Origin of the sequence: Streptomyces cinnabarinus, from assembly GCF_027270315.1 — a bacterium.
Taxonomy (GTDB): domain Bacteria; phylum Actinomycetota; class Actinomycetes; order Streptomycetales; family Streptomycetaceae; genus Streptomyces; species Streptomyces cinnabarinus.
This window is the reverse complement of the sequence record NZ_CP114413.1, coordinates 716,458-743,265: the sequence shown is the minus strand read 5'-3', so window position 1 is coordinate 743,265 and position 26,808 is coordinate 716,458. Positions and strand designations below refer to the sequence as shown.

26 protein-coding genes and 2 pseudogenes are annotated in these 26,808 nt (G+C 70.4%); 21 read left to right on the top strand and 7 right to left on the bottom strand.

Going from position 1 to position 26,808, the window contains the following annotated elements:
- Position 1: 1 nt before the first annotated feature.
- From STRCI_RS03470 to STRCI_RS03450, 5 genes are read right to left on the bottom strand one after another with little or no spacing between them, the layout of a single operon-like run.
- Complete coding sequence (locus tag STRCI_RS03470; RefSeq protein ID WP_269657325.1) at positions 2-1,168, bottom strand: galactosyltransferase-related protein; 1,167 nt, start codon at positions 1,166-1,168, stop codon at positions 2-4.
- 13 nt (positions 1,169-1,181) lie between these two features.
- A complete protein-coding gene (locus STRCI_RS03465) occupies positions 1,182-2,441 on the bottom strand; it encodes an MFS transporter (protein WP_269657324.1) in 1,260 nt (419 codons plus the stop codon).
- Between the two features lie 14 nt (positions 2,442-2,455).
- Complete coding sequence (locus tag STRCI_RS03460; protein ID WP_269657323.1) at positions 2,456-3,274, bottom strand: class I SAM-dependent methyltransferase; 819 nt, start codon at positions 3,272-3,274, stop codon at positions 2,456-2,458.
- Positions 3,271-4,125, bottom strand: a complete 855-nt coding sequence (locus tag STRCI_RS03455) for a beta-keto acid cleavage family enzyme (RefSeq protein WP_269657322.1) — start codon at positions 4,123-4,125, stop codon at positions 3,271-3,273. Before STRCI_RS03455 ends, STRCI_RS03460 begins: the two co-directional genes overlap by 4 nt.
- 56 nt (positions 4,126-4,181) lie before the next feature.
- Positions 4,182-4,814: a GTP cyclohydrolase II gene (locus STRCI_RS03450; RefSeq protein ID WP_269657321.1), complete on the bottom strand. Its 633-nt coding sequence runs from the start codon at positions 4,812-4,814 to the stop codon at positions 4,182-4,184.
- A gap of 359 nt (positions 4,815-5,173) precedes the next feature.
- Between STRCI_RS03450 and STRCI_RS03445 the strand changes: the two genes are divergently transcribed.
- The 10 genes and pseudogenes from STRCI_RS03445 to yicI all read left to right on the top strand — a co-directional run bounded on the left by STRCI_RS03445 (position 5,174) and on the right by yicI (position 15,048).
- Complete coding sequence (locus STRCI_RS03445) at positions 5,174-6,775, top strand: gamma-glutamyltransferase (protein ID WP_269657320.1); 1,602 nt, start codon at positions 5,174-5,176, stop codon at positions 6,773-6,775.
- A 46-nt stretch (positions 6,776-6,821) separates the two neighbouring features.
- On the top strand, positions 6,822-7,298 hold the full coding sequence (ribC, locus tag STRCI_RS03440; protein ID WP_269657319.1) for a riboflavin synthase: 477 nt from the start codon (positions 6,822-6,824) through the stop codon (positions 7,296-7,298).
- Positions 7,299-7,814: 516 nt separating this feature from the next.
- Positions 7,815-8,375, top strand: a complete 561-nt coding sequence (ribX, locus tag STRCI_RS03435) for a riboflavin ABC transporter permease RibX (RefSeq protein WP_269657318.1) — start codon at positions 7,815-7,817, stop codon at positions 8,373-8,375.
- 82 nt (positions 8,376-8,457) lie between these two features.
- Entirely contained in the window at positions 8,458-9,507 is a 1,050-nt protein-coding gene (gene ribY, locus STRCI_RS03430) for a riboflavin ABC transporter substrate-binding protein RibY (RefSeq protein WP_269657317.1), read from the top strand.
- Positions 9,508-9,570: 63 nt separating this feature from the next.
- Positions 9,571-10,344, top strand: coding sequence for an 8-demethyl-8-aminoriboflavin-5'-phosphate synthase RosB (rosB, locus tag STRCI_RS03425; RefSeq protein WP_269657316.1), 774 nt, complete (start codon positions 9,571-9,573; stop codon positions 10,342-10,344).
- A gap of 62 nt (positions 10,345-10,406) precedes the next feature.
- Positions 10,407-11,411 (top strand): ABC transporter ATP-binding protein, encoded by a 1,005-nt coding sequence (locus tag STRCI_RS03420; RefSeq protein WP_269657315.1) that lies wholly within the window; start codon positions 10,407-10,409, stop codon positions 11,409-11,411.
- Positions 11,396-11,644: pseudogene (locus tag STRCI_RS43505) on the top strand (hypothetical protein); the annotation flags it as partial. The gene STRCI_RS03420 and the pseudogene STRCI_RS43505, both read left to right, overlap by 16 nt.
- 64 nt (positions 11,645-11,708) lie before the next feature.
- On the top strand, positions 11,709-11,933 hold the full coding sequence (locus STRCI_RS03410) for an ABC-2 family transporter protein (protein ID WP_269657313.1): 225 nt from the start codon (positions 11,709-11,711) through the stop codon (positions 11,931-11,933).
- A pseudogene (locus STRCI_RS03405) lies at positions 11,923-12,693 on the top strand (ABC transporter permease); the annotation flags it as partial. The gene STRCI_RS03410 and the pseudogene STRCI_RS03405, both read left to right, overlap by 11 nt.
- 42 nt (positions 12,694-12,735) lie before the next feature.
- Complete coding sequence (yicI, locus tag STRCI_RS03400) at positions 12,736-15,048, top strand: alpha-xylosidase (protein ID WP_269664478.1); 2,313 nt, start codon at positions 12,736-12,738, stop codon at positions 15,046-15,048.
- 4 nt (positions 15,049-15,052) lie between these two features.
- On the opposite strand, the gene STRCI_RS03395 is transcribed toward yicI, so the two are convergent.
- Positions 15,053-15,535, bottom strand: coding sequence for a response regulator transcription factor (locus tag STRCI_RS03395; RefSeq protein WP_269657312.1), 483 nt, complete (start codon positions 15,533-15,535; stop codon positions 15,053-15,055).
- Positions 15,536-15,665: 130 nt separating this feature from the next.
- Between STRCI_RS03395 and STRCI_RS03390 the strand changes: the two genes are divergently transcribed.
- From STRCI_RS03390 to STRCI_RS03355, 8 genes are all read left to right on the top strand, one after another.
- Positions 15,666-16,346: a 4'-phosphopantetheinyl transferase family protein gene (locus STRCI_RS03390; protein WP_269657311.1), complete on the top strand. Its 681-nt coding sequence runs from the start codon at positions 15,666-15,668 to the stop codon at positions 16,344-16,346.
- A 109-nt stretch (positions 16,347-16,455) separates the two neighbouring features.
- Positions 16,456-18,156 (top strand): AMP-binding protein, encoded by a 1,701-nt coding sequence (locus STRCI_RS03385; RefSeq protein ID WP_269657310.1) that lies wholly within the window; start codon positions 16,456-16,458, stop codon positions 18,154-18,156.
- On the top strand, positions 18,153-19,010 hold the full coding sequence (locus tag STRCI_RS03380; RefSeq protein ID WP_269657309.1) for a ferritin-like domain-containing protein: 858 nt from the start codon (positions 18,153-18,155) through the stop codon (positions 19,008-19,010). The genes STRCI_RS03385 and STRCI_RS03380 overlap by 4 nt, the downstream gene beginning before the upstream one ends.
- On the top strand, positions 19,010-19,513 hold the full coding sequence (locus STRCI_RS03375) for a PaaI family thioesterase (RefSeq protein WP_269657308.1): 504 nt from the start codon (positions 19,010-19,012) through the stop codon (positions 19,511-19,513). The genes STRCI_RS03380 and STRCI_RS03375 overlap by 1 nt, the downstream gene beginning before the upstream one ends.
- Complete coding sequence (locus STRCI_RS03370) at positions 19,510-19,806, top strand: acyl carrier protein (RefSeq protein WP_269657307.1); 297 nt, start codon at positions 19,510-19,512, stop codon at positions 19,804-19,806. Before STRCI_RS03375 ends, STRCI_RS03370 begins: the two co-directional genes overlap by 4 nt.
- Positions 19,803-20,684, top strand: coding sequence for a class I SAM-dependent methyltransferase (locus tag STRCI_RS03365; RefSeq protein WP_269657306.1), 882 nt, complete (start codon positions 19,803-19,805; stop codon positions 20,682-20,684). Before STRCI_RS03370 ends, STRCI_RS03365 begins: the two co-directional genes overlap by 4 nt.
- Positions 20,681-21,514: an acyl-ACP desaturase gene (locus STRCI_RS03360; RefSeq protein WP_269657305.1), complete on the top strand. Its 834-nt coding sequence runs from the start codon at positions 20,681-20,683 to the stop codon at positions 21,512-21,514. Before STRCI_RS03365 ends, STRCI_RS03360 begins: the two co-directional genes overlap by 4 nt.
- 75 nt (positions 21,515-21,589) lie before the next feature.
- Positions 21,590-22,000, top strand: a complete 411-nt coding sequence (locus STRCI_RS03355) for a hotdog family protein (RefSeq protein WP_269657304.1) — start codon at positions 21,590-21,592, stop codon at positions 21,998-22,000.
- Positions 22,001-22,074: 74 nt separating this feature from the next.
- On the opposite strand, the gene STRCI_RS03350 is transcribed toward STRCI_RS03355, so the two are convergent.
- Positions 22,075-23,919, bottom strand: coding sequence for a non-ribosomal peptide synthetase (locus tag STRCI_RS03350; protein WP_269657303.1), 1,845 nt, complete (start codon positions 23,917-23,919; stop codon positions 22,075-22,077).
- A gap of 336 nt (positions 23,920-24,255) precedes the next feature.
- Here STRCI_RS03350 and STRCI_RS03345 point away from each other — a divergent pair, with 336 nt between their 5' ends.
- From STRCI_RS03345 to STRCI_RS03335, 3 genes are read left to right on the top strand one after another with little or no spacing between them, the layout of a single operon-like run.
- On the top strand, positions 24,256-25,230 hold the full coding sequence (locus tag STRCI_RS03345; protein WP_269657302.1) for an ABC transporter ATP-binding protein: 975 nt from the start codon (positions 24,256-24,258) through the stop codon (positions 25,228-25,230).
- Positions 25,227-26,030 carry an ABC transporter permease gene (locus STRCI_RS03340; protein WP_269657301.1) on the top strand — a complete coding sequence of 268 codons (804 nt, stop codon included), beginning with the start codon at positions 25,227-25,229 and terminating at the stop codon, positions 26,028-26,030. The genes STRCI_RS03345 and STRCI_RS03340 overlap by 4 nt, the downstream gene beginning before the upstream one ends.
- Complete coding sequence (locus STRCI_RS03335) at positions 26,027-26,803, top strand: ABC transporter permease (RefSeq protein WP_269657299.1); 777 nt, start codon at positions 26,027-26,029, stop codon at positions 26,801-26,803. The genes STRCI_RS03340 and STRCI_RS03335 overlap by 4 nt, the downstream gene beginning before the upstream one ends.
- Positions 26,804-26,808: the final 5 nt, after the last annotated feature.

Here is a 26,808-nt window from a genome sequence, read left to right as displayed (position 1 = left end):
GTCAGCCCGAGAAGCGTTCGAGGCGGCCGATGGGCTCCGCCGGCGTCCAGGACAGCAGCGGGATGTGGTAGTTGACGGTCTGTCCGTTCTTCAGCTGTCCCGAGCTGGGGTGGTACAGGTGCAGCATGCGGTCGTCGTACTGGTCGAAGGCGGTGGCCAGTTGGACCCGGAGCACGAAGTCGATGTCCTCCCGGCCCCAGCCTTCGAACCGCTCGTCCATGCCGTTGACCGAGTCGAAGACATCACGTCGCAGCCAGACGCACAGCCCCGGCGAACGCTGCACCGCGAACCAGCGCAGCCGGTCGGCGTCGGCCTCGGGCTTCCCTTCGACGCAGCGCTCGCGCACGGCGGCCGCCGACGCGGGCGCGTCCAGGTAGAGCAGGTCCCGGAAGCACATGAACGCCCCCGACCCGGCCCGCCGGAACCGCTCGGTGTTGCGCCGTACGAAGTCCCGGTCGACGAGGGCGTCGGCGTCCAGCAGACACAGGTACGGTGCCCGGCGCGCGGAGCGCAGCACACCGCAGTTGGTGCCCCAGGACTTGTTGAACGGACGGTCGGAGAACGCGAACAGCCACTCGTCCGCGTACTTCAGGACCGTCTCGCGCCAGCGCGGAGTGGTGTCCGACTCCACCACGGTCACCTGGTACTGCTCGCGGGGCATCGTCTGGTCGGCGAGGGCGGCCAGACAGGCCACCAGGTTCCGGGCGCGCACCCCGTCCTCGCTCTGGTCCCGGAACGTGATCACGATCTGGGTGACCGGGGCGTCGTCGGGGGCGGGCGCGGGGGGATTCGGCGGCCAGGAGCGCCAGTCGGGGTCGGCGGTCGCGGTGCGGTCGTAGGCGTCGCCGAGGTGGTAGCCGAAGCGGGACCGGTCCTTGATGTCGCAGGCGATGTCGACGAAGGGGGCCCGCGCCTTTGGCGTCACCCGGTCCCGGACCCGGCGCCAGGCTTCCGTGCTCCCCGGGTCGGCGACCAACTCATCTGCGGCCAGGACGAGTTCGGTGTCGCCGTGGGACTGGATCTCCTTCAGCAGGTCGGCTGTCCGCTCCTGGACGCGGTGCCAGTAGTAGGGGTTCGCCTCGCGGGCGCCGTGGTCCGCGTGGATGACGAGGGCGTCGGCCACGGCGCTCGCGCGGGTGGCGGGCTCTTGGGGGAGTCGGGACATCATCGGCGTACGGTCCTCACGTGGATGGCTGGGTCTTGGTGTCGACATGCGCGGGGAAACGGGTGCGCAGCGCGGCGAAGACGAGGGCGGCGGCGAGCATCAGCGCGATGAACGCCCCCCAGAGCACGGGCAGTGACGTGCTGAGCAGATAGCCCACCAGCGCCGGTCCGGAGACGGACGACAGGGTCCAGGAGAGCTGGAACACCGAGACGTACCGCCCCTGGGAGCCCTCGGGGGCGGCGGCGACGGCCAGGCTGGTGGTGGCGGGCGCGGCGAGCATCTCGCCGAGGGCCAGGAACACGACGCCGGCGATGACCACCGTCATCGCGAGGACGTCGGACGACGGACCGGCGGCGCAGGCCAGCAGCAGGACGGCGACGACGAAGCACGCGGTGCCCGCGAGCGCGGTCGAGGTCCTGCGCAGGTGGTACAGGCGGGCGGCGACGGTGGTCTGGAACAGCATGGTGAGCGACATCTTGAGCATCAGCGCGAAGGCCGCCGTCCAGCTTGCCAGGTGCACGGAGCGGACCAGGTAGACCGGCAGTACGAGCGTGGAGATCAGCCAGCCGTAGGTCAGCAGCGTGTTGCCCAGGGTGAGGGTCAGATACGGACGGTCCGACCTGAGGGCACGCCAGCCGCCCACGGGTGCCGCCTCCTTGGGGACGGGTGGCGCGGGCGGGGTGCGCAGCGAGACGAACAGCACTCCGGCGGTGACGGAGGTGGCGACGTTGAGCGCCAGCATGGCCTGGAGTCCACTGTCGCCGCCCACCGCGAGCGCCACCGAGGCGATGCCCGAACCGGCCGCCAGACTGGCGCTCTTGGCCGCGTTGACGATGGCGTACCAGCGATCGAGGCTGTCGCCGTCGGCGACCTGCTCGCTGACGAAGACCGGCCAGGCGGCCCAGTAGGTGCGGTCCGCCACCGTGACGACGACGATGCCGAGCAGCAGCGGCCACAGGGACTGCACCCAGAAGTACAGGGTGTACCCGGCCGCCGCCGCCACGGTCTGCGCGATCAGGACCGGCCGCGCGCCAAGCCGGTCCACGACATGTCCCACGAACAGCGGAACCGGCAGCCCGGCCAGGCTCGCCACCGTGATGATGACGCCGAGTTCCGCGACCGGGATGTCGGTGGCGGTGGACAGATACAGAAAGGTCAGCGGGATGAACGCCCCATAGCCGACGGTGTCCACCACGACGGCGACCACCAGGCGCCGGTGCACCGAGCGGCGGTCGACGGACCAGGCCCGCCGCCGCAGCCCCGAGGGAATGCTCACGCGCCTCAGTATGGTCAATCACGACCAACCGGTCGGCGCAGTACCGTGAACACGCTGGCGTGCACCAGCTCGATCTCCCCGTCCGGCCCGCCCAGCGCGCCCTGGAGCAGTTCCACCGCCCGCTCCCGCCGGGGCGGATCCTCCTGCCAGGGCCCGCCGCTCGCCAGCCACCAGGTGACATACGCCGGGACGGACACCGCGGCGCGGCGCTCGACCAGGAAGACATCCTCCACCGCCAGAGCGTTCCGCCCGGCGACCACGGTGAGTTCGTCGCAGCTCAGGCGGCGCCGGGTGAAGTCGTCGGCGGTGTCCTGGCCCAGCAGTCGCCGCACCCGCGCGCCCACCCGCCGGTCGAAGTCGTCGGTGGCCGCGCTGCGTCCGGCCGTCGCGGCGCAGAGCAGACCGTCCGGCGCCAGGAGGTGCCGCAACCGGGCGAAGCAGTCGTCGTAGCGCGGATACATCCAGTGCAGGGCGGCGTTGCTGAACACCGCGTCGAAGGCGCCCGTCACGGCCTCGGGATCGAGCAGGGAGCCGTGCCGGAACTCCAGTCGTCCCGCGGCCTGTTCACCGGTGCGGGCGCGGGCGTGGTGGAGCATGTCGGCGGAGACGTCGAGCCCGGTGATGTGTGCGGCCGTGGGCAGCCGGGTCAGTAACTCCTCGGTGAGCGCGCCAGTTCCGCATCCCACGTCCAGCGCGTTCCGCACCGCGCCGGGGTCCGGGTGCAGTCCGGCCACCAGGGCGGCGTTACGGCGTTGCAGGCGGCCGGTGGCCTCGTCGTAGGAGTCGGCCGCGTGCCAGCGGTGCCGGCGGACGGTGGCGATGTCCTGCGTCATTCGCGGGTCACCGGCTTCAGCCCGATGATCGCCCGGGTCTCCTCCGGGGTGGCCGGCTCGCGGCCCAGCTCCCGGCCGATGCGGACGGCGCGCTCCACCAACCGGGCGTTGGCGGCGGGGGACTTGTGCGACCAGTCCTCGTACGGGTTGTCCTCCAGGCCGACCCGCACATGTCCGCCGAGCGCGGTGGCGAGGGTGTTGGCCCGGGTCTGGTAGCGGCCGATGCCGGCCAGTGCCCAGGTGGCGCCCTGCGGCAGCGCGGCCAGCACCGCGGCCAGGTTCGCGGCGCTGACCGCGGCCGTGCCGAGGGAGCCGAGCAGGATGTTGGCGTAGAACGGCGATTGCAGGATGCCCTTTTCGGCGAGGAAGGACGCGTAGTCCGCCATGCCGACGTCGAAGATCTCCAGTTCCGGGACGACCTCGTGCTCCCGCATGGCGGTGGCCAACCCCTGGATGGTCTGCGGGGAGTTGACCGAGGGGCCGGTCGGGAAGTTCATCGAGCCGAGGGTGAGCGAAGCCATCTCGGGCCGGCCGGGCCCGGTGACGGTGAGCGAGGCCGCCCGCTTGTCGGTCTCGGACCAGTTGCGGCCGCTGGTGGTGACCACGACGACGATGTCGGGCGCCGCGGAGACGACCGCGTCGCAGATCTCCTGGAACCGCTCGGGCCGCCAGGTGGGTTCCTCGTCGGCGTCACGGGCGTGCAGATGGACCATGGAGGCACCGGCGTCACGGCAGCGGCGGACGTCCGCCGCGATCTCGGCCGGTTCCACCGGCACGGCGGGGACCTTGGCGCGGCGCGGGATCATTCCGGTGGGGCAGAGGTTGACGATGAGCTTGTCGGCTAAACCCATGCGGAGCCTGCTTTCGAGGGATGAGCTGCGAGAACCGGGAGTGCGGTCGTGCTCCGTCAGCTGCGCGGCTTGCTGGGTTCCGTCATGGGCCCGAGGCTCCCCAGATGGCCGAGCACATAGTCCTTGGTCTCCAGGTAGCCGGAGTTGTGCGGGGTGACGAATCCGCCCCAGGGGACGCGCTGGACCTCCAGGCCCGCGGTCTCCAACGCCGCAATCTTCAAGGGGTTGTTGGTGGCGAGCCTGAGGCGCGCGACACCGAACTCGCGGAGCACGGCGGCGGCGTCGGTGTAGTCGCGATCGTCCACCGGCAGGCCGAGCGCCAGATTGGCCTCGGCGGTGTTCAGACCCTGCTCCTGGAGGGCGTAGGCCCTGATCTTGTTGGCGAGGCCGATCCCGCGGCCCTCATGGCCGAGCAGATACAGCAGGATGCCGTGGTCGCTCTCCAGCACGGCGTCGAGCGCGGCGGACAACTGGCTGCCGCAGTCGCAGCGCAGCGAGCCGAGGATGTCGCCGGTCGCGCACGCGCTGTGCAGCCGGACGAGGGGCGCGCACTCCTCGGCGCGCTCGGTCCGGTGCACCGCCGCAATGACACTCTCGGGACCATTTCTCTCCCTGCCGAAAACGTGCAACCTCACCTCTCCGCCGGAAATCGGCAATGTGCAGCTGGCCTGGCTGACGATATGCGGCATGGGATTCCCTTGACGGCGCGCTAAAGGTCACGGCGTACTGATCCTTTTCCCCATCCAGGTTACAAGCGGTTTCCGGTAAAAGAATACGACTTGGATTTCTGACGTGAAACCGCTCTCCGATGCGGGCGATAAGGCGGACATACCGGGTCAGTTCTGGCGGGGTGCGTTCAACTGCCCCAGGTGAGGGGGCGTGTTGTTCGGCCAATCCCCAACAAGCGCTTACTCGAAGGGGTGATGACAGCCCTGGTGTTCCTCCATAAGGTCGGGCGGGTGGACGTGACTGTCATTCTTCTCCGCCCCGCAAGAGAATCAGGTCATCCGGTTTTCCGGACCGCCGATCCCACTTCGGTGGTGTGGCCATGCGGGTGATTCTCCGTGATCGCCAACAGTGGGGGAGCCGGGGCATCGTCTCGGCCGGCTCCTCGGCCGCCGCACTCGCCGCACTGAGCGTCCTGGACGAGGGCGGCACGGCCTTCGACGCGGCGATCACCGCCTCGGCGCTCCTCACCGTGGCCATGCCGATGGCCTCGGGGCCCGGCGGCGACGCCACCGCCGTGCTGCACCCGCGCGGGGAGAGCACCCCGCTCGCCCTGCTCGGCCTCGGCCGGGCCCCGCTCGCCGCCGGTCCGCGGGCCTTCGAGGAGCGCGGCCTGGACGGCGTGCCCCGCACCGGCATCCTCTCGGTCACCACCCCCGGCCTGCTGGACGCCTGGTACGCGGTCCATGAGCGCTTCGGCACCCTCCCGCTCGCCCGGCTGCTGCGCCCCGCGGCCCGCGCCGCCGCGGACGGCGCTGTGATCACCGGCCAGTTCCAGCGCTGGACCAGGGAGAACCTCCAGGTACTGGAGCAGCCGGAGTTCCACGAGACCTACCGGCGCGCCGCCGAACGGGAGTCCGTGGGCAGCCGCCTGCCCCAGCCCGGCCTCGCCCGGCTGTACGACAGAGCGGGCCGCTCCGGCCGGACCGAGCTGCGGGACTGGATCGCCGTACTGACCGACGAGTCGAGCGAGCGCCTCGGCGGTCTGGTGCGCGGCGAGGATGTGCGCGCCACCACCGCCCGACTGGTCCCCGCCCTGGTCAGGGAGGTGGCAGGACGCCGCGTCGCGGTACCGCCCGCCCCCACCCAGGGGCCGCTGATGCTCCAGAACCTGCTGCTCTACGAGGCGTTGCGGACCGAGGGCGAGCGCAGTGACTCGGCCGCCGGAATCCATCTCCTCGCCGAGGCCGTCCACCAGACCTTCGGCTGGCGCCTGGACCACCTGAGCGACGCTGACGCCGACGGACCGCCCCGGCCCGACCCCCTCGACGAGCGGACCCTGGCCGGGCTCCGGGGCGGCATCGACCCCGACAAGCGCAGTCCCTGCCGCTACGCCGGTCACTACTCGCACGGCGACACCACCCACTTCGTCATCGCCGACGGCTCCGGCAACGCCGTGACCTGGGTGCAGAGCCTCGGCCTCGGCTTCGGCGCGGGGGTCGGCCCCGCCGAGGCGGGACTGCTGCTCTGCAACCGCCTCGGCCGCAGTACGACGCTGGATCCGCGCCACGCCAACCAGGTCAGGCCCGGCGCGCGGCCCGTCAACACCATCTTCCCCTGGACGATCAGCGAGGGGCCGCAGGTCCGCTGGCTGGGCGGAACGCCCGGCGGAGACGGCCAGTGCCAGTGGAACACCCAGGTCGCCGCTGCCCTCCTGTTCGACGACAGCACCCCGCTGCGCGCCCTGTCGGGGCCGCGCTGGACCTACTTCCCCGGCAGCGACCGCATCGAGGCCGGACGTCCCGAGCAGCTCCACGTCGACGAGACGATGCCGGAGGAGACCGCGGCGGAGCTGGCACGCCGGGGCCACGAGGTGGTGCGCAAGGCGAGTGTCGGCGGGGTCAACCGCGTGGTCAGCGGTCACGGCGGCGCGCTGTACGGACTGGACGACGGGCGGCAGGAGGGGCTCACGGCGGCCCTGTGAGCGCCGTACGGAAGCAACGTGACCGAGGAACGAAGGAGGAGACGTCATGGATCGCATCGGAGTCGTCGACACCATGTTCGCGCGCGTCGACATGGGGTCGATCGCCGAGCGCAAGCTCGCCGGGATGGAGGGGTTCGGCGCCCGTTTCAAGGTCGTCCGGCGCACGGTGCCGGGCTTCAAGGACCTCGCGGTGGCCGCCCGCCAGCTGATCGAGCGGGAGAACTGCGAGGTCGTCATCGCCTGCGGGATGCCGGGCGGCGCCGAGCTGGACCAGGTCTGTGCTCATGAGGCGGCCCAAGGGATCATGCTCGCCCAGGTGCTGACGGGCAAACACATCCTCGAAGTCTTCGTACACGCCCAGGAGGAGCCGGATCCGGCCAGGCTCACCGAGTTGTGCCGCCACCGCGTCGGCTCGCACGCGGTGAACGCGTACTGGCTGCTGTACGCGCCCGAGGAGCTGCGCAAGCGGGCCGGCCAGGGCATCCGACAGGGCGGCCCGGACGCCGGACCCCTTCCGGCCTGATCTCGGATTGTCGAATTCCGGTTCGATGCGGGAGATATGTCGGACAGGCCCGTGACGGAATCTCGCTCATTGTCGGTGAAGCGGGTTGCATGACCGGTTTATTTCTTACCTGGATATTCGTTGCGAGTATCCCTCCGAGTGGACTAGCTTGCGTGGAGCGCTACTTGATCCGTATTCGCCAGGGACGGTTGAGTGTTCCCACGAGGTGCCACGCGCGACACGCCGCGATCCGAAGCAGACAACCGAGAGAGTGTCATAGCCAACGAGTCCGCAGACGCTCGATCGATCAGCCGGGAGAAAAGCACCGAGAGCCGAAAGTCACGGCGGCCCCTATATGGCCGCGGTATCGGCCTTCTGGCGCCACTCCTGCTCGGATTGCTCCTGGTCGCACTCTGGGATGCCGTAACCCGATTCGGGGCCGTCTCCACATTCTTCCTGCCCACTCCCTATTCCATTGCGAAGGAGCTGGTAAGCCAATCGCAGGACGGTTTCCTGCTCGACTACCTCGCACAGACCGTGACCGAGAGCGTCGCGGGCAGTGCGCTGGGTCTGGCCGTCGCTCTCCCGCTCGCCTACCTCATCGCCCGCAACCGTGTGGCCGCCGCCGCCCTGCAGCCCTACGTGGCCGCCTCCCAGGCGGTGCCCGCGGTCGCGCTCGCCCCGCTGCTCGCCCTCTGGTTCGGCTACGGGCTGCTGCCCATCGCCGTCCTGTGCGCCCTGCTGGTCTTCTTCCCGATCCTGGTCAGCACGGTCGTGGGGCTGCGGCAGATCGACCCGGACGTCATGAACGCCGCCCGGGTCGACGGGGTGGGCCGGGTGCAGATGCTGCGGTACATCGAGTGGCCGCTCGCCCTGCCGAGCACCCTCGCGGGCATCCGGGCCGGCCTCACCCTCTCCGTCACCGGAGCCGTCGTCGGCGAGTTCGTGGTCGGCGGCGACGGCCTCGGCCAGCTCCTGACCGTCCAGCGCAGTGAGGCGGACACCGTCGGCCTGTTCGCCACGCTGTTCGTCCTGACCCTCCTCGCCGCCTGCTTCTACGGCCTGATGCTGCTGCTGGAGCGCTGGGCCCGCTGGTGACCCACCGCCGCGGCGGCGCGGCACACCTTCCCGACCCCTGCCCGAGAACCGGATCGACGTGCCATCAGAAAGAGCGCTGTCCATGAGAGTTGTCCCCGGATCCGCCGTCCCGCGCCGCACCGCCAAGGCGGCCGTCGCCGTCGCCCTGCTGGCGACGACCCTCGCGTCCTGCGCCGAGGAACCGAACGCGAGCGACAAGAGCGACGAGGGCGGCACCACCTCGCTCACGCTCGGCCTCACCTACATCCCGAACATCCAGTTCGCCCCCTTCTACGTGGCCGAGGAAAAGGGCTACTACAAGGACGCCGGACTCGATGTGACGCTGCATCACCACAGCGCCAGCGAGGACCTGTTCGGCGGACTGAAGGCGGGCAAGGAGGACCTCCTCATCGCCGGCGGCGACGAGATCGTCCAGGGCCGGGCCGGGGACATCCCCGTCGTCAACGTCATGACGCTCTACAAGAACTACCCGGTGGCCCTGCTGGTCCGGGACGACTCCGCCATCAACGACGCCGCCGGCCTCAAGGGCAAGACCATCGGGGTCCCGGGACCGTACGGCGAGACCTACTTCGGACTGCTCGCCCTGCTGGCCGAGGGCGGGCTCACCACCGACGACGTCAACGTGAAGTCCATCGGCTACACCCAGCAGGCGGCCCTCACCGCCAAGCGGGTCGACGGAGTGATGGGCTTCGTCAACAACGACCAGGTCCAGTTCGAGCAAGCGGGCCTGGACGTACGCGCCGTCCGGCTGGCGGAGGGCACCGACGGCGCCCCCCTGATCTCGTCGGGCATCGGAACCTCCGACAGCTTCCTGAAGAAGCGGCCCGACGACGTGCGGAAGTTCGTGGCGGCCACCCTGCGCGGTGTCGAGTTCACCCTGGCCAACCCCGAGGAAGCGATCGAGCTGAGCCGCGCCCACATCCCCACGCTCAAGGACGCCAAGAGCGAGGCCTCGGCGCTGGCGGTGCTGAAGGCGTCGGCGCCCCTCATCCGCGGCACCGGCGGACGGCTCGGGGAGAGCGACCCGCGGACCTGGAGCCGCATGGCGGACTTCATGAAGGAGAAGGGCCTGATCAAGAAGGAGATCCCGGCGGACCAGGCCTACACCAACGACTACCTGCCCAAGGAGTGAGGGCGAGCAACGCCCGCACTCCCGTGAAAGTCGAACCAGTCGCTACGGGAAGGAACGAGAAGAATGGCTCTCAAGGCTCTCATTCTCAACACCACTCTGCGCCGCTCACCCAGCCGCTCGCAGACCCAGGGACTCATCGACAAGGCGGTCCCCCTCTACGAGAAGGAGGGGATCGAGACCGAGGTCATCCGTGTCATCGACCATGACATCGAGCAGGAGTACTGGGACGACTACGACGACTGGAACGCCGGCGAGAAGGCGCGCCGCGAGGACGAGTGGCCCTGGCTGCTCGAGAAGATCAGGGAGGCGGACATCCTGGTGATCGCCACCCCGATCACCCTCAACATGTGCACCTCCGCCGCCCACGTCATCCTCGAGAAGCTCAACCTCATGGACGAGCTGAACGGCGACACCAAGCAGTTCCCGCTGTACAACAAGGTCGCCGGGTTACTGATGTGCGGCAACGAGGACGGCGCCCACCATGTCGCCGGCACCGTGCTGAACAACCTCGGACGGCTCGGCTACAGCGTGCCGCCCAACGCCGCGGCGTACTGGCTCGGCCCGGCCGGTACCGGCCCTGGCTACATCGAGGGCAAGGGCGACCGGCACTTCCACACCAACAAGCTGATCCGCTTCATGGTGGCCAACACCTCCCACCTGGCCCGCATGCTCCACGAGACGCCGTACACCACGGACCTGGAGGCCTGCGCCCAGGCGGCCCGGGAGGAGAGCGACGACGTGTTCGCGATCCGGGTCAACGTGAACACCCCGGCCATCCGCTACAAGCGGTTCCAGAAGCTCGGTGAGGTCAAGGTCGAGGAGAGCCAGCTCGGCTGAACCCGAGGGCCGGGCGCCCCCGGGCGCCCGGCCTCAGGACCCGTGGGGACCGGGGGAGGGGCATGAGGATCATCGAGGTGCGCGAGCTCCGCAAGGAGTACCGCGTCCCGGAGAAGGACCCCGGTCTCGCGGGCACCCTGCGCTCACTGGTGCGCCCCCGCCACCGGACCAAGGTGGCGCTGGACGGAGTCGGCTTCGCTGTCGAGGCCGGGGAGTCGGTCGGCTACCTCGGCTCCAACGGCGCGGGCAAGTCCACCACCATCAAGATCCTCACCGGAGTGATGTCCCCGACCGGCGGACGGGTCCGGGTGAACGGCCTCGAACCCCACCGCGACCGCAAGCGGCACGTACGGGAACTCGGCGCCGTCTTCGGACACCGCACCGGACTCTGGTGGGACCTGCCCGTCCGCGACTCCTTCCGGGCCCTCGCCGCCCTGTACGAGATCCCACGGCCCCTCTACCGGGCCAACCTGGAGGTCTTCACCGAGCTGCTCGAACTCCAGGACATCCTCCCCGTACCGGTCCGCCAGCTCTCCCTCGGCCAGCGCATGCGCGCCGATCTCGCGGGCGCCCTGCTGCACAACCCACGGCTGGTCTTCCTGGACGAGCCGACGGCAGGGCTCGACCTCAACTCCAAGGCGGCGGTACGGCAGTTCGTGCGCCACCTCAACCAACAGCAGAGCATGACCGTGTTTCTGACGAGCCATGACATGGCCGACATCGAGGGGATCTGCGACCGGCTGATCATCCTGGACCGGGGCCGGAAGATCCTGGATGACGGCATCGACCGGGTGAGGCACCGGCTCACGACGAGCAGGCAGCTGATCGTGACGGTGCCCGAGGCCGCGGACGTGGACGACGTGGTCCGTACCGTCCACGATGGCACGGCCGCTTCCTGCACGGTGCTGGGCCGCCGACGGGTCCGCTGCGAGTTCGACCGGGCGTCCGTCGCGGTTCCGGATCTCGTCGGCGTGATCATGCGGCACCACGAGATCGTCGACTTCGAACTCCGGGAACCCGCACTGGAGGACATCGTCCAGCGCATTTTCCAATGGGGCTCCGTTTGAGGACTTTCGGCGCGCTCGTCGGAACGGCCGTCCAGGAAGCCTTCATGTACCGCGGCCGCTATGTGGTGGGCGTGCTCATCAGCCTGCTCCAGATCGTGGTGCCTTTCTCCGTCTGGCGTGCCGTCACGGCGGGCGGCGAGAATCCGGCGGGATACACCTGGCCGGAAATGCGGACGTATTTACTGCTGTCCTTTCTGCTGTCGCTCCTGCTGTCCTTCGGCACGGAGGACAGGGTGTCGGCAAGCATCCGGGACGGCAGTGTCTCCATGGAACTGCTCAAACCCGTGCACTTGCGCGATGTTCCCCTTGCAGATGCTCCCCGACCGGCTGCGCGCCGTGGCCTATGCCCTGCCGTTCCAGGGCACCTTCCACACCCCCGTCCAGCTCTACTTCGGCCGGGTCGGCGCCGGCGAGGCAGCCGCGCTCATCGCGGTCCAGGTGCTGTGGCTCGGCATCCTGTGCACCGCGGCCACACTGCTCCTGCACCGCGGCTTCCGGCGGCTGGACACCTATGGCGGCTGACCGGCGCACCCACTTCCCGCTGCTCCTCGCCCTCCAGTACCGGGCCAGGGCCGCCCACCGCGCGGACCTGCTGCTCCAGATCGTCGCCGCGCTCCTGCGCCAGGGCACCTGGCTGGCCTTCCTGTTGGTGCTGCTGCGCCGCGTACCGCAGATCGAGGGCTGGAGCACGTGGAAGCTGATCCTGCTGTACGGCCTCGCGACCGCGCCCCTCGGCCTGAACGTCCTGCTGTTCAACGGCGTCTGGAAACTCGGCGAACTCATCCGCAAGGGCGAGCTGGACACCCTGCTGCTGCGCCCCGTCGATCCCGTGCTGCACCTGTACACCCGGGACGTGAGCCTGCACGGACTCGGCGACCTCACCATCGGTGTCACCGCGATCACCCTCGCCGCGGGCCACCTCCCGCTGCCCCACGGCATCTGGACCGTGCCCCTGCTGCTGGTCTTCGTGCTGTCCGGCAGCCTGATCCACGGATCGATCAACCTGGCGTCGGCCTCCCTCGGGTTCTGGTTCCGGGAGCTGCACAACATCCCGTTCCTGGTCCACCAGTTCACCGACCTCGCCCGGTGCCCACTGACCCTGTACCCGCGCGCGCTGTTCCTGGTCTTCCTCTTCCCGCTGCCGCTCGCCTTCGTCGCCTACCTCCCGGCCGACCTCCTGACGGAAGGCGGCTCCTTGTGGGCGGTCCTGGCCGCGCCCGCCGCGGCGCTCCTCACCCACGCCCTGGCCAGGACAGTCTTCCGGCACGGGCTGCGCCGCTACGAGAGCGCCGGAAACCAGCCACCACCGAGGAGAAGTCACCGGATGAAGTTCACCGACGGCTACTGGCGGCTCCGCGAGGGCATCGAGGCCCACTGCCCCGCCGAGGCGTACCGGATCCTCCCGGAGGCGGACTCCCTGACCGTGTACGCGCCCGTGCGCCGGATCGAGCGCAGGGGAGACCTGACCGACGGGACGGTCCTCACCGTCCGCTGCTCCAGCCCGCTGCCCGGCGTCATCGGCGTGGAGATCACCCACTTCGACGGCGGTCCCGCGCGCGGTCCGGAACTCGCGCTGTGCGCCGACACCGCCACCGACGTCCAGGTCCGCGTGGACGACGAGTCGGCGACGCTGACCAGCGGCTCCCTGTCGGTCCGGTTCGCCCGCGGGGACACCTGGCGGATGGACTTCCTCGCCGACGGCCGGGTCCTGACCGGCAGCGGAGCCAACGCGATGGCGTACATCGTGGCCGACGGCCGGTCCTATGTGCGCGAACAGCTGGACCTCGACGTGGGCCACCACGTCTACGGGCTCGGCGAGCGCTTCGGCCCGCTGGTCCGCAACGGCCAGAGCGTCGACGTCTGGAACGAGGACGGCGGCACCTCCACCGAACAGGCCTACAAGAACGTGCCGTTCTGCCTCACGGACGCCGGTTACGGCGTCTTCGTGCACCACAGCGGACGGGTCTCCTTCGAGGTGGGCTCGGAAGCCGTCGCCCGGACCCAGTTCAGCGTCGAGGGCCAGAAACTGACGTACTACGTCATCCACGGCCCGACCCCGAAGGAGATCCTGCGCCGCCTCACCGCCCTGACCGGCCGCCCGGCCCGGCTGCCCGCCTGGTCCTACGGGCTGTGGCTGTCGACGTCCTTCACCACCTCCTACGACGAGGAGACGGTCACCTCCTTCATCGACGGCATGGCTCAACGGGAACTGCCCCTGTCGGTGTTCCACTTCGACTGCTTCTGGATGCGGGAGTGGCAGTGGTGCGACTTCGCCTGGGATCCCCGCACCTTCCCCGACCCCGACGGCATGCTGGCCCGGCTGAAGGCGCGCGGGCTGCGGATCTGCCTGTGGATCAACCCGTACATCGCCCAGCGGTCGCCCCTGTTCGCCGAGGGCAGGGAACGCGGCTTTCTGCTGCGCCGGCCGAACGGCGACGTCTGGCAGTGGGACCGCTGGCAACCCGGCCTCGCGGTGGTGGACTTCACCGATCCGGCCGCCCGCGACTGGTTCGCCGGACACCTCGGCGCGCTGCTCGACCAGGGCGTGGACTGCTTCAAGACGGACTTCGGGGAGCGGATCCCGCTGGAGGTGGAGTACTTCGACGGCTCCGACCCCGAGCGCATGCACAACCACTACGCCTACCTCTACAACCAGGTCGTCTTCGAGCTGCTGGAGAAGCGCCGCGGCCGAGGCGAGGCCGTGCTGTTCGCCCGCGCGGCGAGCGCCGGCGCCCAGCGCTTCCCCGTGCACTGGAGCGGCGACTGCGAGGCGTCCTTCGCCGGTATGGCGCAGAGCCTGCGCGGCGGACTCTCCCTCGGGCTGTGCGGATTCGGCTACTGGAGCCATGACATCGGCGGTTTCATCGGCCGCCCCGACCCGGCGGTGTTCAAGCGCTGGATCGCCTTCGGCCTGCTGTCCTCGCACAGCCGGCTGCACGGCGGCTGGTCCTACCGGGTCCCTTGGGAGTTCGACGAGGAGGCCGTGGACGTCCTGCGCGCCTTCACCCGGCTGAAGATGCGGCTGATGCCCTACCTCGGCCGGATCGCCGAGGAGGCGCACACCGAGGGGCTGCCGATGATGCGGCCGATGGTCCTGGAGTTCCCCGACGACCCCGCCTGCGCCCACCTGGACACCCAGTACATGCTCGGCGACTCCCTTCTGGTCGCGCCGGTGTTCTCGGCCGACGGACGGGTCCGCTACTACGTGCCCGAGGGCCGCTGGACCAGCCTGCTGACCTCGACGACGGTCGAGGGCCCCCGCTGGGTCGAGGAGCGGCACGGCTTCGACAGCCTGCCGGTGCTGGTCAGGCCGGGGGCGGTGGTTCCGCTGGGCGCCGTCGACGACCGGCCGGACTACGACCACGCCGCAGGAGACACCCTGCGGATCCACCCCGGGTCCGGGTCCACCGTCACCAGGATCATCTCCGCCGACGGCCGCCCGGCCGCGGTGTTCACCGTCGACCGGAGCGAGAGCCGCACGCGGGTCACCGCGGACCGGCCGGTGGACGGCTGGTCCGTGCTGCTCGTGGGCGCGGCCCTGCCGTCCACCGTGCGGGGCGCCGAGGCGGAGGCCGTCGCGGACGGGGTCCTGCTGCGGGCCAGGACCGGTACGGTCACCGTGGAGGCCGTCGGATGAGACCTCAGGGACAGGTCCGGCCGATCGCGTAGAGCGCGGCCTGGGTGCGGTCCGTGGCGCCGATCTTGGTGTAGATCGCGCTGAGATGGTTCTTCACGGTCTTCTCGGAGATGGCGAGATTCTGCGCGATCTTGCGGTTGCTCATCCCCTCGGTGATCAGCCGCAGTACGTCCGTCTCCCGGGACGTCAGCCGCCGTACACCGCCCTCCGGGGGCCGGACGGGGACGGCCGCGACCTGGTCCGCTCGCATCGCGTACAGCGCGGCCTGGGTACGGCCGGTGGCGCCGATCTTCGCGTAGATGGTGGAGAGATGGTTCTTGACGGTCTTTTCGGAGATCCCGAGAATTCTGGAGATCTTTCGGTTGCTCATCCCTTTGGGCACAAGCCGTAAAATGTCCAGCTCGCGGCGCGTCAGATTGCTCGTGGATAAGTCCAATTCTTCTCCTCGGGGCCTTCGTGGCCTTCGGGCGAGATGAGAAGCGGGCACTTTTACACAACGACGGGATTGTCACGCAAGCTACCCCGATATCTCAAGGCAAGTCAACGCCAGGAGAGTTGGCGGGAATTCGATCTCGGTGCTCTTGTCGCCGCATTGTGTTCCTGGGACGGTCGGGCCCGTGACCTCAGAGCCGCGCGTTCCGATTCTCGTGCTGAGCTGCGACTGGCGCTCCCGCGAGGCGCCCGAGGAACTGCTGGGGCGCCAGGAGCGCGCCCAGGCCGCCGCGCTGCCGGGACCCGGGCGCCGCAGGGAGTGGGTGCGCTCCAGACTGACCGGGAAGGCGGCGCTGCGGCTGGTCACCGGCGAACGGGGCACGCAGATCCTCACCGCACCGGACGGCGCCCCCAGCCCGACGGGACGCGGTGTGACCGTCTCCCTCTCCCACACCGGGTCCGTGGCCGTGTGCGCGGCGATGCCGGGATGCCGGCCGCTCGGCGTCGACGTCGAGCCGGTGGACCCCCGTAACGACGTCTTCCTGCGGCGGGTGATGCTCCCCCAGGAGGAGCTCGCGGTGCCCTGTGGGCGGCCAGGGCTGCGCTCGACGGCGTGCATCAGCTGCAAGGAGGCCGCGGTGAAGGCGTTCCGCCGGCCCTCCGTCCGGCTGCGCGACTACCGGCTGCGCCGAGGGGCGCAGGGCAGCGTCTGGGTCGCCGTGGACGGCACCGACCTGCCCGGGCTGCGGGTGTGGCGGGAGTGCAGCAGAGGTCTGCTGACCGCCGTCTGCGCGCCCGCCGGCGCACGGCCCGTGTACCGCAGGCTGAGCCCGCGACGCGTCCTCGACGTGCTGACCGCCGGGTGAACGCCCGCCGGGGACCGGGACGTTGGTCCTATTTACCGGCGCCGGAAGGCGATGCAAAGCTCAACCACCATGCAAGCGGCGGCTCACCGGGACGACGGAAGGGATCGCCTTGAGGCCCGCACTGCTTTCCGGGGACACACTCACCGCCTGTTTCGCCGCCCACGTCCGGACGTCTCCGTCGGCGACGGTCGCCTTCCCCGGCACCGACGAGCGGATGACCGCGCGGGAGCTGGACGAGGCGTCGCTGCGCAGCGCGCGGGGACTCCTGGCGCACGGGGTCGGACCCGGCTGTGTCGTCGGCCTGTTGATGCCCACCGACGCCACCTTCCTCAGCGTCTTCTTCGGCGTCCAGCGCGCCGGAGCGGCCGTCAGCATCCTGCCGGTGCCGGCCGGTTTCGGCGACGAGGCGGGCATGGCCCGCAGACTCGCCCGGATCATGAGCACCGCCGGACTCCGGCACCTGGTGCTCGACCCGGCCTTCCGCAACGTCGGCAAACTGCTCACCGACCAACTCCCCGACCTGGTCCTCATCGACCCGAAGGTCACCGGCACCGGCGGCGCGCGCACGCTGCCCGCGACCGACCCGGACGCCCTGTCCGTGGTCCAGTTCACCTCCGGCAGCACCAGCGCCCCGAAGGGCGTCCAGCTCACCCAGGCCGCCATGGCCGCGGGGCTGCACGCCTCGGTGGTCTCCGGCCACTTCAGTCCCGACGATGTGTTCATGCAGTGGGTGCCCGTCTTCCACGACATGGGACTCATCGGACTGGTCTCCCACCTCCTCAACGGCGCCGAGGTGCACGTCTTCAACCCCATCGCCTTCCTGCGCCGCCCCGCCGCCCTGCTGAGCCACTTCGCCGAACACCGCGGCACGGTGATCACCGGCCCCAACTTCTCCTACGACCAGATGCTGGACGCCGCCCCACCGGAACTCATCGCCGAACTCGACCTGTCCGCCTGGCGCCTGGCCTTCAACGGCGCCGAACCGGTCAGCGCCGCCACCACCCGCCGGTTCGCCCGCGCCCTGGCACCGGCCGGAGTGGGGGACGGCGTGATGTACCCGGCGTACGGCATGGCCGAGGCGACGCTGGCGATCACCTTCCCGGTGCCGGGCAGCCCGGTCCGGGTGCTGACGGTCGACCGCGGCGCGCTGGCGACGGGCCGCCGCGCGGTGCCGGTGCCCGCCGACGCCCCCGGCGCCAAGGACCTGGTGTCGGTGGGCCATCCGGTGCACGGCATCGAGCTGCGGCTGATGACCGAGGACGGACGGCGCTGCGCCCCCGGGGAGGCGGGCGAGATCCAGATCGCCGGCCCGCCCGTCACCCACGGCTATCTGAACCACCCCGAGGCCACCGCCGCCGCGTTCGACGGACGCTGGTTCAGAACCGGGGACCTCGGCTTCCAGCTGGACGGCCACCTCTATGTCACCGGCCGCCGCAAGGACATGGTCATCGTCCGGGGCCAGAACTACTTCCCCGACGACGTCGAGGCCGCCGCCCAGCAGGTGCCCGGGGTGTATCGACAGCGCTGTGTCGCCTTCTCCGACGTCGAGGACGACGGCCGCGAAGTCGTCCGGGTGGTGGTGGAGGCCGTGCCCGAGGCCGACCGGGCCGAACTCGCCGCGCTGATCAGGGCCCGCGTGGAGAGCGAGATGGACTTCACCGACGTACGCGTCCACCTCGTCAAACCCCGCTGGCTCACCCGTACCAGCAGCGGCAAGTGGCAGCGCGCCCTCACCCGTGAGCGGATCGCGGAGCAGACCGGGGCGACCGACTCCTCAGCGCACCGAACCCCACGGAGGACACCGCGATGACCACCCCGCAACGGATCGACCAGGCCCGCGACCCGTCGGCGGAGCCCCTGCACAGCTACGACGTCTTCCCGGCCTACCAGCAGGCGTCGTGGGAACTGAAGGACATCCCCTGGGACGACTTCCGGCCCGATCTGGTCCGTCCCGACCACATCGCCTTCGCCAAGGGCGCGGTCATGGGGGAGTCCAACTCGGTCGCCGCCCAGCACGGCTTCTTCAACGAGTTCGTCGACGACTACGACTTCTCCGCCTTCGTCTGTCTGTGGGGCTATCAGGAGCTCCAGCACCACCTCGCCTTCAAGAAGTGGCTGCGGCTCGCGGGCGAGGACGTCGGCTACGAACAGATCAACGCGATGCGCGCCCCCTACCCGCCCGGGGTCACCCCGTCGGCGACCCTCGCCACCAACGTGATCTCCGAGATCGCCACCAACCACATGTACAAGTGCGTCAGCCGGGTCACCCCGGAACCCGTACTGGCGAAGATCATGAAGCGGGCGAGCGGCGACGAGGCCCGGCACGCGCGGGAGTTCATCCACTACACCGCCCGCCGGCTCGGCGACCGCCCCGAGGAACTCCCCTCGGTGCTGGAGGTGTTCTACGTCTACCTCGCCGACGTCAAGGGCAAGTACCAGCACCCGGTGAGCAAGTTCAAGGGCGACCTCCCCGAACTCGTCGGACACGTCACCATCGACGAGGTCTTCCGGTACTTCGCGGAGGTCGACGACGGCAGCGAGTGGGACCGCATCCACAGTCAGCTCTTCGCCACGCTCGCCGAGCTGTCCGGCCGCCCGATCACCAGACTCCGCGACATCAGGCGGGTGCTGGCCGACCTGACCGCCCCCACGGACGCGGGCTGATGGGCGAGCGGGTCGAGCTGCCCTGGCTCGACGAACCCACGTTCCGCTGTTTCGGCTGCTCCCCGCGCAACCGCATCGGGCTCGCCCTGGAGATGTTCCGTACCGATGACGGAGGGCTCGCCACCGACGTCACGTTCACCGACGAGTACGCCTCCTACCCCGGTGTGGTGCACGGCGGCATCGTGAGCGCGCTCGTGGACGAGGTGATGGGCGACCTGATCGCCCTCGACCGGGGCATGCTGGCGTTCTCCGTCACCCTGCGCACCAAGTTCCTGCGGCCGCTGCGGACCCGGCTCCCCTATCGCGCGGTCGCCCGGATCGGCCGGGAGGGCAACGGCGTGCTGCACACCGAGGCCGACGTCCTCGCCCCGGACGGCGAACCGCATGTCATGGCGAGCGCCGCCTACCAGCCCATCAGCTCCCGGCAGGCCGCCGACCACATGGGCCTGCCCGCCGAGGACCGCGAGCGCCTCGCCCACTACTTCGACCACGCGATTGGATGACGATGTCCCAGCAGGCCGCCGACCCCACCCCCCTGCCCACCATCAGCGCCGTCGTCGACGAGATCCGCGCGCAGGTCGGCCGGGAACTCCGCCTGGAGACCGAGAAGGTGGAGGCCGAAACCGTCCTGAAGAACCTCCCCGGCGCCGACTCGGTACGGCTGCTGCGGGTGGTCGCGCAGGTCGAGCGCGTCTACGACGTGGAGTTCGAGGACGAGGACGTCTTCCGGGTACGCACGCCGCGGGAACTCGCCGAACTCGTCGTCCGCGACCTCACCTCCGGGGACCGGGCGTGACCGGCGCCGTCGACATCGGGCCCGACCAGGCCCGGCAGGCCACCAACCAGCACTACGAGCTGCCCCCGGCCGTGTTCGAGGCGTTCCTCGACGCACGACTGAAGTACAGCTCCGCCCTCTACCGCAGCCCGGACGCCACCCTGGAGGAGGCCCAGACCGCCAAGCTGCGCTTCGTCGCCGAACGGCTCGCGCTCACCGGCGGCGAGCGACTGCTGGACATCGGCTGCGGCTGGGGCAGCCTCGCCCTGTTCATGGCCCAGGAGTACGGCTGCCGGGTCACCGCGGTCACCCCGTCCGCCCCGCAGGCCGACTACATCGGCGACCTCGCCGAGCGCCGCGGACTGACCGCGCTGATGGACGTCCGCGTCGGCTCGTTCACCGACCAGGAACTGACCGGACGCTACGACGCCGTCACCCTGCTCGGCTCCATCGTCCACATGCCCAACCGGGAAGCGGTGCTGCGCAGGACGTACGACCTGATGGCCCGGCGCGGCAGGCTCTACCTGTCCGAGAGCTGTTTCCGCAACGCGGAGGCCTACCAGGAGTTCGACCGCCGGCCGGGCACCCGGCACGTCACCCGGACCGTGTTCGGCTTCGCCGACATGGTCCCGCTCTCCGAGCTGGTACGGGCCACCGAGGCCGCCGGATTCAGCCTGACCTCGCTCGACGACCTCACCGCGCACTACCGCCGCACCATCGAGGAGTGGGAGCGCCGCGCCCTCGCCCACCGCGACCGCATCGAGGCCGCCGCCCCCGGGATGACGGAACCCCTGCTGCGCTATCTGCGCACCGCGCACGCCGGCTGGGGCTACACCACCAAGCACTACGCCTTCACCGCGCTGAAGTCACGGCTGGGTCCGGAGGGGGCGCCACGATGACGGAGCTGCTCCCGCCCGGCACCATGCACGACCTGGTGGACCAGGCGGTGTCCCGGGCCGCGGGCCGGTCCTGGACCCTCCAGGACCTGGACTGGACGGGGCTGCGGCCCGAGGCGCTCACCGACGTCGACCGCTCGGCGGTGCGGTTCATCACCCTCGTCGAGGACCACATCCCGGGCTATCTCGCCCACTTCCTCCAGGCGTTCCCCATGGCGGGCGCCGAACTGGAGCTGGAGCGCTTCGGGTTCAACCGGGAGTACTTCCGCTTCCTCGTCGCCTGGGCGTCCGACGAGGAACGGCACGCGGCCGCGCTCACCCGCTACCAGGTCGAGACGGCGATGGCCACCCGCGAGGAGCTGTGGCGGGAGCTGGCCGAGGAGGGCCGCAAGGAGTTCACCATCCCCTACGCCCACCCGTTGCAGTCCTTCACCTACACCCTCGTCCAGGAGAAGGCCACGCAACTGTTCTACCAGCGGTTCCGGGAGACCGTCAGCGAGCCCTTCCTGCGTGACCTGCTGGGCAGGCTGGCCCGCGACGAGGCCCGCCACTTCGCCTTCTACAGCTCCCTCGTGGGCGCCTACCTCGCCCGCGACGGCGCCAAGGCCGTGCCCGGCCTCAAGGACGTGATCGCGTCATTCCGCATGCCGCTGGCCGACACCATGACCGGCTACTGGCGCTGGTCGCTGAAGGTCGCCGACGCCGCCTCCTACGACCACACCGAGGCCTACGAGGCGCTGGTCCGCCTGGTCCGCGGCTTCGTCGACGAGCCCGGCGAACCCTCGGTGGCCGACCTCGGCGACTTCGTGCACGCGATCCGGTCAGTGCGCTGAGCGAGGCGGCCGCGGCGAACGCCCGGCCGATACCGTACGAACGACCCGTCCACCAGCTGGGAGTGAGGAACAGGCATGGCGCAGACCGAGGACGACCGCCCGATCGACGTGGACAGCCTCAAGGTCGGCAGCTGCTTCAGCGAGACCCGGCACATCACCGAGGCGGACATCGCGGCGTTCGCCGTCCTGGTCGGGGACACCGGGCGCCACCACATGGCCGGACAGGCCGAACGCGTCATGGCACACGGGCTGTTGACGGCGTCCCTGGCGACCAAGGTCGGCGGCCGGCTGCACTTCATCGCCCGGCGCATGGACTGGGAGTTCCTCAAGCCGGTCTGGGCGGGCGACACCATCGAGGCGAAGGTCACCGTGATCTCGCTCGGCGAGGCCAGATCCGGCGTGGCGGTGGAGTTCGAGCTGGTCATCGAGAACCAGCACGGCGAACCGGTGCTCCGGGGCGGCAGCAACGGCGTGATCCGCCGCTGACGGGGCATCAATCCGCTGACGGGCCCTCGATCCGTCCTTGCCAGGCCGACTGCCGTCGATCCGCTCACGGGCCGTCACAGAGGGCCGTCGTCGATCCCTCCGGCGACGGCCGCCCGGGCCGCGTTCGCCACCGTGTCCCCGTCCAGCAGGATGTCCGCGACGAGATCGTCGTCGGAGTCCAGGCCGAGCCGCTCGGCGATGAGGAACGAGATCTCCACGGCGGCCAGTGAATCGCCGCCCAGTTGGTGGAAGTCGTCGCACCGGCCGACCTCGTCGAGGTCCAGCACATGCGCCCAGACCCCCGCGATCAGCATCTCCAGCCTGGTCACCGGCTCCTCGAACGCGGTCGCCAGCCGCGGCCGCCCACGACCGGGCCCCGGCAGCGCGCCCCGGTCCGCCTTCCCGTGCCTGCCGACCGGCAGCTCCTCGACCACGCTGATCCGGGCCGGCACCGACCGGCTCGGGATCCGGTCCGCCAGATGGCCCATGAGCGCCCCCAGCGGATCCAGCAGTTCGTGATCGGGCCGCAGCACCACATGGGCGGCGAGGGACCAGCGGCCCGAGCCGCTCCGGTAGGGCACCACACCGGCGTCCACGACCGCCGGATGCTCCCGCAGCGCGCCCTCCGCCTCCGCGGGCTCGACGCGCTGCCCCCTGATCTTCACCTGGGCGTCCAGCCGTCCGCAGAACTCGATCTGCCCGTCGGGGGTGCACCGGCCGAGGTCACCGGTGCGGAACGTGCGCCAGCCCGCGGGAGGTTCGGGCCCCAGCGGGGAGAAACGGCCCTGGTCGCCGCCGAGATAGCCGGCGGCGACACCGATGCCCTGGAGACAGATCTCGCCCACCTCCCCGACCGGGCAGATCATGCCGTCCCGGTCGAGGACGTACACCCGCGTGTTGTCGATGGGACGCCCGATCGGGACCGGGTCGCGGGGCGCCAGGTCCGCCCGCGCGTGGGTCACGTCGATGGACGCCTCCGTCGGGCCGTACAGATTGTGCAGCTCGGCGTCCGACTGCCGGGCGAACTCCTTGGCCAGGTCGGCCGTCAGCGCCTCGCCGCTGCAGAACACCAGCCGCAGGTCGGGGCAGCGCCGGGCACCGTCCGCCCGCAGCCACAGCCGCAGCATCGACGGCACGAAATGGGCGACCGTCACCCGGTGTTCGGTGAACCGGGCGATCAGCGCCTCCGGCGAGGTGTGTTCCACGGGCGGGATCACCACCCCGCGCGCGCCCGCGTACTGGGGCCAGAACAGCTCCCACCCGGCCACGTCGAAGGTGACCGGGGTCTTGAGAGCCACCCGGTCGTCCTCGGTGAGCGGAAAGGCCCGCTGCATCCACCGGATCCGGTTGGCGAACCCCTGGTGGGTGCAGACGACCCCCTTGGGCCGCCCGGTGGAACCGGAGGTGAAGATGACCTGGGCCACGGCATCGGCGTCCGGCGTCACCGGCTCACCCCCGGGGGACACGGCACGACTCGGCCGTACGTCGAAACCCGCGGCGAAGTCCTGGCTCTCGTCGGCCACCAACACCGCTGCGGCGCCCGCGACTTCGGCCGCCGAGCGGCGCCAGGCGGGCGGATCGGCCGTCCCCAGCGGGCAGTAGGCACCGCCGGACAGCGCCACGGCGTGGACCGCCGCGACGAGTTCGGCCGAGCGGTCGATCGCCACGCCGAAGACCCCGGCGCCGAACCGCTCCACCAGCGCCGCGCGCAGGCCGAACACCCATCGCCCCAACTCGTCGTAGGACCAGTCCCGTTCACCGTCGGTCAGCGCGACGCGCGAGCCGCCCTCGGTGTACCGGCGGTGCAGCTCCCGGAGCACCCCGTCGGGCCGGACCGGCGTCGACTCGCCCTGGAGGCCGTCGATCACCGCCCGGTCGGCGGGTGTGCAGCGGGCCCACGGATCGCGCTCCGGTGGCATGGTCACACCTTTCTGACGCCATTTTCGGAAATCGGGAGGACGCCCGGTTTTCTTTGGCCGGAAGAAATTCGGCGGCGACTTGCGGAAAACCGTGAGAATCGCGGGGGATTGGCGGAGCGTAACCCGCCTCCATCGGCGTGACAAGGCGCGATCTGGGCCAACTCCTGGCGTGTGGTACGCCGTTCACCTGGATCGCACCTGGATGACGGGGGCAGTTTCGGACAACCTGGCCGGTGTTCATTGAGGAAGATCCGGCAGGGATTTAGGGTCGCTGTGGAATTGCTGGGTCCCTCTTCCCGTCCGATGGCCGTAATCCGCTGGCCGTAAGAGGTGCGAATGCAGGCTTCCGAATCAGCGTCCGCCATCGCCGTGGACGACCTCACCCGAACCTTCCGAGGCCCCCAGGGCCGGGTGAAGCGCGCGGTCGACGGTCTGTCGCTCCATGTGGAGCGCGGCGAGATGGTCGGGCTGCTCGGGCCCAACGGAGCCGGCAAGACCAGCACCGTCAAGATCCTCATGACCGTACTGCTGCCGACCTCGGGGCGGGCCCGGGTGCTCGGCCACGACGTGGTGGCTCAGGCGCAGACCGTGCGCCGTCTGACCGGCGTCATCCTCGGCGGCGACCAGGGCCTGTACGCCCGGCTCTCGGCCCGGGACAACCTCCTCCTCTTCGCCGACCTGTACGGGCTGCCGTACCGGGAGCAGAAGCGGCGGGTGCCCGAACTCCTCGACATGGTCGGCCTGTCGGGCGAGGCGCGCAAACGCGTCGAGTCCTACTCCCGAGGCATGAAACAGCGGCTGCACATCGCGCGCGGACTGCTGCACGACCCGGACGTGGTCATCCTGGACGAGCCCAGCAACGGCATCGACCCGGTCGGCGCCCGCGAACTGCGCGCCCTCGTCCGCGAACAGGTGCACCGCGGCCGGACCGTACTGCTCACCACCCACTACATGTTCGAGGCCGACGAGCTGTGCGACCGCGTCGTGGTGATGCGGGACGGCCAAAAGATCGCCGAGGGCACCCCCGAGTCCCTGAAGAAGCAGACCGACGGCCAGGTCGTGCTGACCGTGCACCTCAACGGCGCCGGGGAGGACGACGTGGCCCGGGTGCGCGCGCTGCCCGGCATCCAGTCGGTGAGCCTGTCCGACCGCGACGCCGGCCAGGTCCTCGACGTCCACAGCGGCCAGCAGACGGATGTGACCGCCGCCGTACTGGCCGAACTGCGCGGGGTCTCCGTCCTCCAGGTCTTCAAGCGTGAACCCACCCTGGAGGACGCCTACGTCTCCCTCATCTCGGGAGCGGCCCGGTGACGGCGTCCCCGACGAACCCCGGCCCCCGCGCGACCGCCGGGTACCTGCTGCGTGCCTGGCGCCTCGAACTGCGCCAGCTCGTCCGCACCCGCCTGTACGTCTTCCTCGCCGTCTTCCTGCCGCTGATCTGCGCCTCGCTGGCCTTCTACATGCTCGACGGCTCCGACCGCGACATCGCCCCCGTCTCGGTCGCGCTGAGCGCCGGGCTCATGGGCATGTGGTCCTCCACACTGCTCGGCTCCGGCAACGCCATCAACCGGCTGCGCTGGATGCAGGTCCTCGAACCCCTGGTCGCCAGCCCCCGCTCCACCTTCCTCATCACCCTGCCGTTCGCCCTCGCCACTGCCACCCTCGGCGTGTACGGCCTGGCGGCCACCCTCGCGTGGAGCGCCCTGCTGTTCGACATGCCCCTGCACCTGGCCGACCCGGCACTGTTCCTGCTGGCACTACCCGCCACCGTGCTCGCGCTGGGCATGCTCGGCCTGCTGCTCTCCTCGGCGTTCATCCTGTACCCGACCGCCCAGTCGCTGGCCAATTTCTTCGAGTACCCGGTGTGGATGCTCAGCGGCATGCTCGCCCCCGTCTCCACCCTCCCCGAGCCCGTCCGGGTCATCTCCTGGTGTCTGTCGCCCACTTGGGGAGTCAAGGCGCTGGAGGGCGCGGCGCTCGGCACCTCCGGGGCCGCCCGCGCGGTCGGCATGTGCGTGCTGCTCTCGGCCGTCTACGGCGCCCTCACCCTGCTGCTGCAGAGGAGGTTCGAGTGGATGGCGCGCTCCAGCGGCACGCTGGCCCTGCAGTGACCCTCCGGCTGTTCCTCGTCGCGGGCTGGCGCTCCCACCTCGCCCTCTTCCGCTGGCTGCGGCCTTCCGCCTTCATCCCGACCGTCATCGGCGTCCCCGTGGTGCAGCTCATCTGGTTCGCCCACCTCGGCCGCTATCTGGGCACCCACCCGGTCGCCTACTACGTCGTGGGCAACGCCCTCATCTCCTGTGCCATGGCGGGCCTGTTCGCGCCGTCGATGTCCATCCAGGGCGAACGCCACAGCGGCACGCTGAACGCGCTGCTCGCCAGCCCGGCCAACCGCGCCGTCATGTTCAGCGGCCGGATCGTCCCGGCCGTCCTGATCGGCGCCTCCACCTCCACCCTCATGCTCGCCTTCGGCGTGGCCCTCGGCTGGGTGGTCGTCCCGGCCGCCGCCCTGCCCGGCCTGACCGCCGCCGTCCTGGTCACCGCCCTGTCGTGCGGCGCCTGCGGACTGGTCATCGGCGCGATCGGGCTGCGCACCCGTGAGGCGACCTTCGTCTCCAACGTGGTGCTGTACGCCCTGCTCCTGCTCTGCGGAGTGAACATCCCCCTCGACCGGCTGCCCGGCTGGCTCGCCCTCGTCGGCCACGCGATGCCCATGACCCAGGGCATCGAGGCGGCCCGCCGGGCCCTCGCCGAACAGAGCGGGGTGGCGGGACTGCTCGGCTGGGAACTGTCCAAGGCCGCCGGCTACCTCCTGCTGGGACTGCTTCTGCTCCGGCTCCTGGAACGGATGAGCCGGGCCTCCGCCACCCTCGACGACGTATGAGGAAA

Coding starts and splice junctions, on each gene's coding strand:
- STRCI_RS03370 (WP_269657307.1), top strand. CDS start 19,510: ATGACGATGTCCCAGCAGGCCGCCGACCCCACCCCCCTGCCCACCATC.
- STRCI_RS03420 (WP_269657315.1), top strand. CDS start 10,407: ATGAGGATCATCGAGGTGCGCGAGCTCCGCAAGGAGTACCGCGTCCCG.
- STRCI_RS03375 (WP_269657308.1), top strand. CDS start 19,010: ATGGGCGAGCGGGTCGAGCTGCCCTGGCTCGACGAACCCACGTTCCGC.
- STRCI_RS03445 (WP_269657320.1), top strand. CDS start 5,174: ATGCGGGTGATTCTCCGTGATCGCCAACAGTGGGGGAGCCGGGGCATC.
- STRCI_RS03350 (WP_269657303.1), bottom strand. CDS start 23,919: ATGCCACCGGAGCGCGATCCGTGGGCCCGCTGCACACCCGCCGACCGG.
- STRCI_RS03360 (WP_269657305.1), top strand. CDS start 20,681: ATGACGGAGCTGCTCCCGCCCGGCACCATGCACGACCTGGTGGACCAG.
- STRCI_RS03460 (WP_269657323.1), bottom strand. CDS start 3,274: ATGACGCAGGACATCGCCACCGTCCGCCGGCACCGCTGGCACGCGGCC.
- rosB (WP_269657316.1), top strand. CDS start 9,571: ATGGCTCTCAAGGCTCTCATTCTCAACACCACTCTGCGCCGCTCACCC.
- STRCI_RS03455 (WP_269657322.1), bottom strand. CDS start 4,125: ATGGGTTTAGCCGACAAGCTCATCGTCAACCTCTGCCCCACCGGAATG.
- STRCI_RS03450 (WP_269657321.1), bottom strand. CDS start 4,814: ATGCCGCATATCGTCAGCCAGGCCAGCTGCACATTGCCGATTTCCGGC.
- ribC (WP_269657319.1), top strand. CDS start 6,822: ATGGATCGCATCGGAGTCGTCGACACCATGTTCGCGCGCGTCGACATG.
- STRCI_RS03470 (WP_269657325.1), bottom strand. CDS start 1,168: ATGATGTCCCGACTCCCCCAAGAGCCCGCCACCCGCGCGAGCGCCGTG.
- STRCI_RS03410 (WP_269657313.1), top strand. CDS start 11,709: ATGTTCCCCTTGCAGATGCTCCCCGACCGGCTGCGCGCCGTGGCCTAT.
- ribY (WP_269657317.1), top strand. CDS start 8,458: ATGAGAGTTGTCCCCGGATCCGCCGTCCCGCGCCGCACCGCCAAGGCG.
- STRCI_RS03345 (WP_269657302.1), top strand. CDS start 24,256: ATGCAGGCTTCCGAATCAGCGTCCGCCATCGCCGTGGACGACCTCACC.
- yicI (WP_269664478.1), top strand. CDS start 12,736: ATGAAGTTCACCGACGGCTACTGGCGGCTCCGCGAGGGCATCGAGGCC.
- STRCI_RS03380 (WP_269657309.1), top strand. CDS start 18,153: ATGACCACCCCGCAACGGATCGACCAGGCCCGCGACCCGTCGGCGGAG.
- STRCI_RS03355 (WP_269657304.1), top strand. CDS start 21,590: ATGGCGCAGACCGAGGACGACCGCCCGATCGACGTGGACAGCCTCAAG.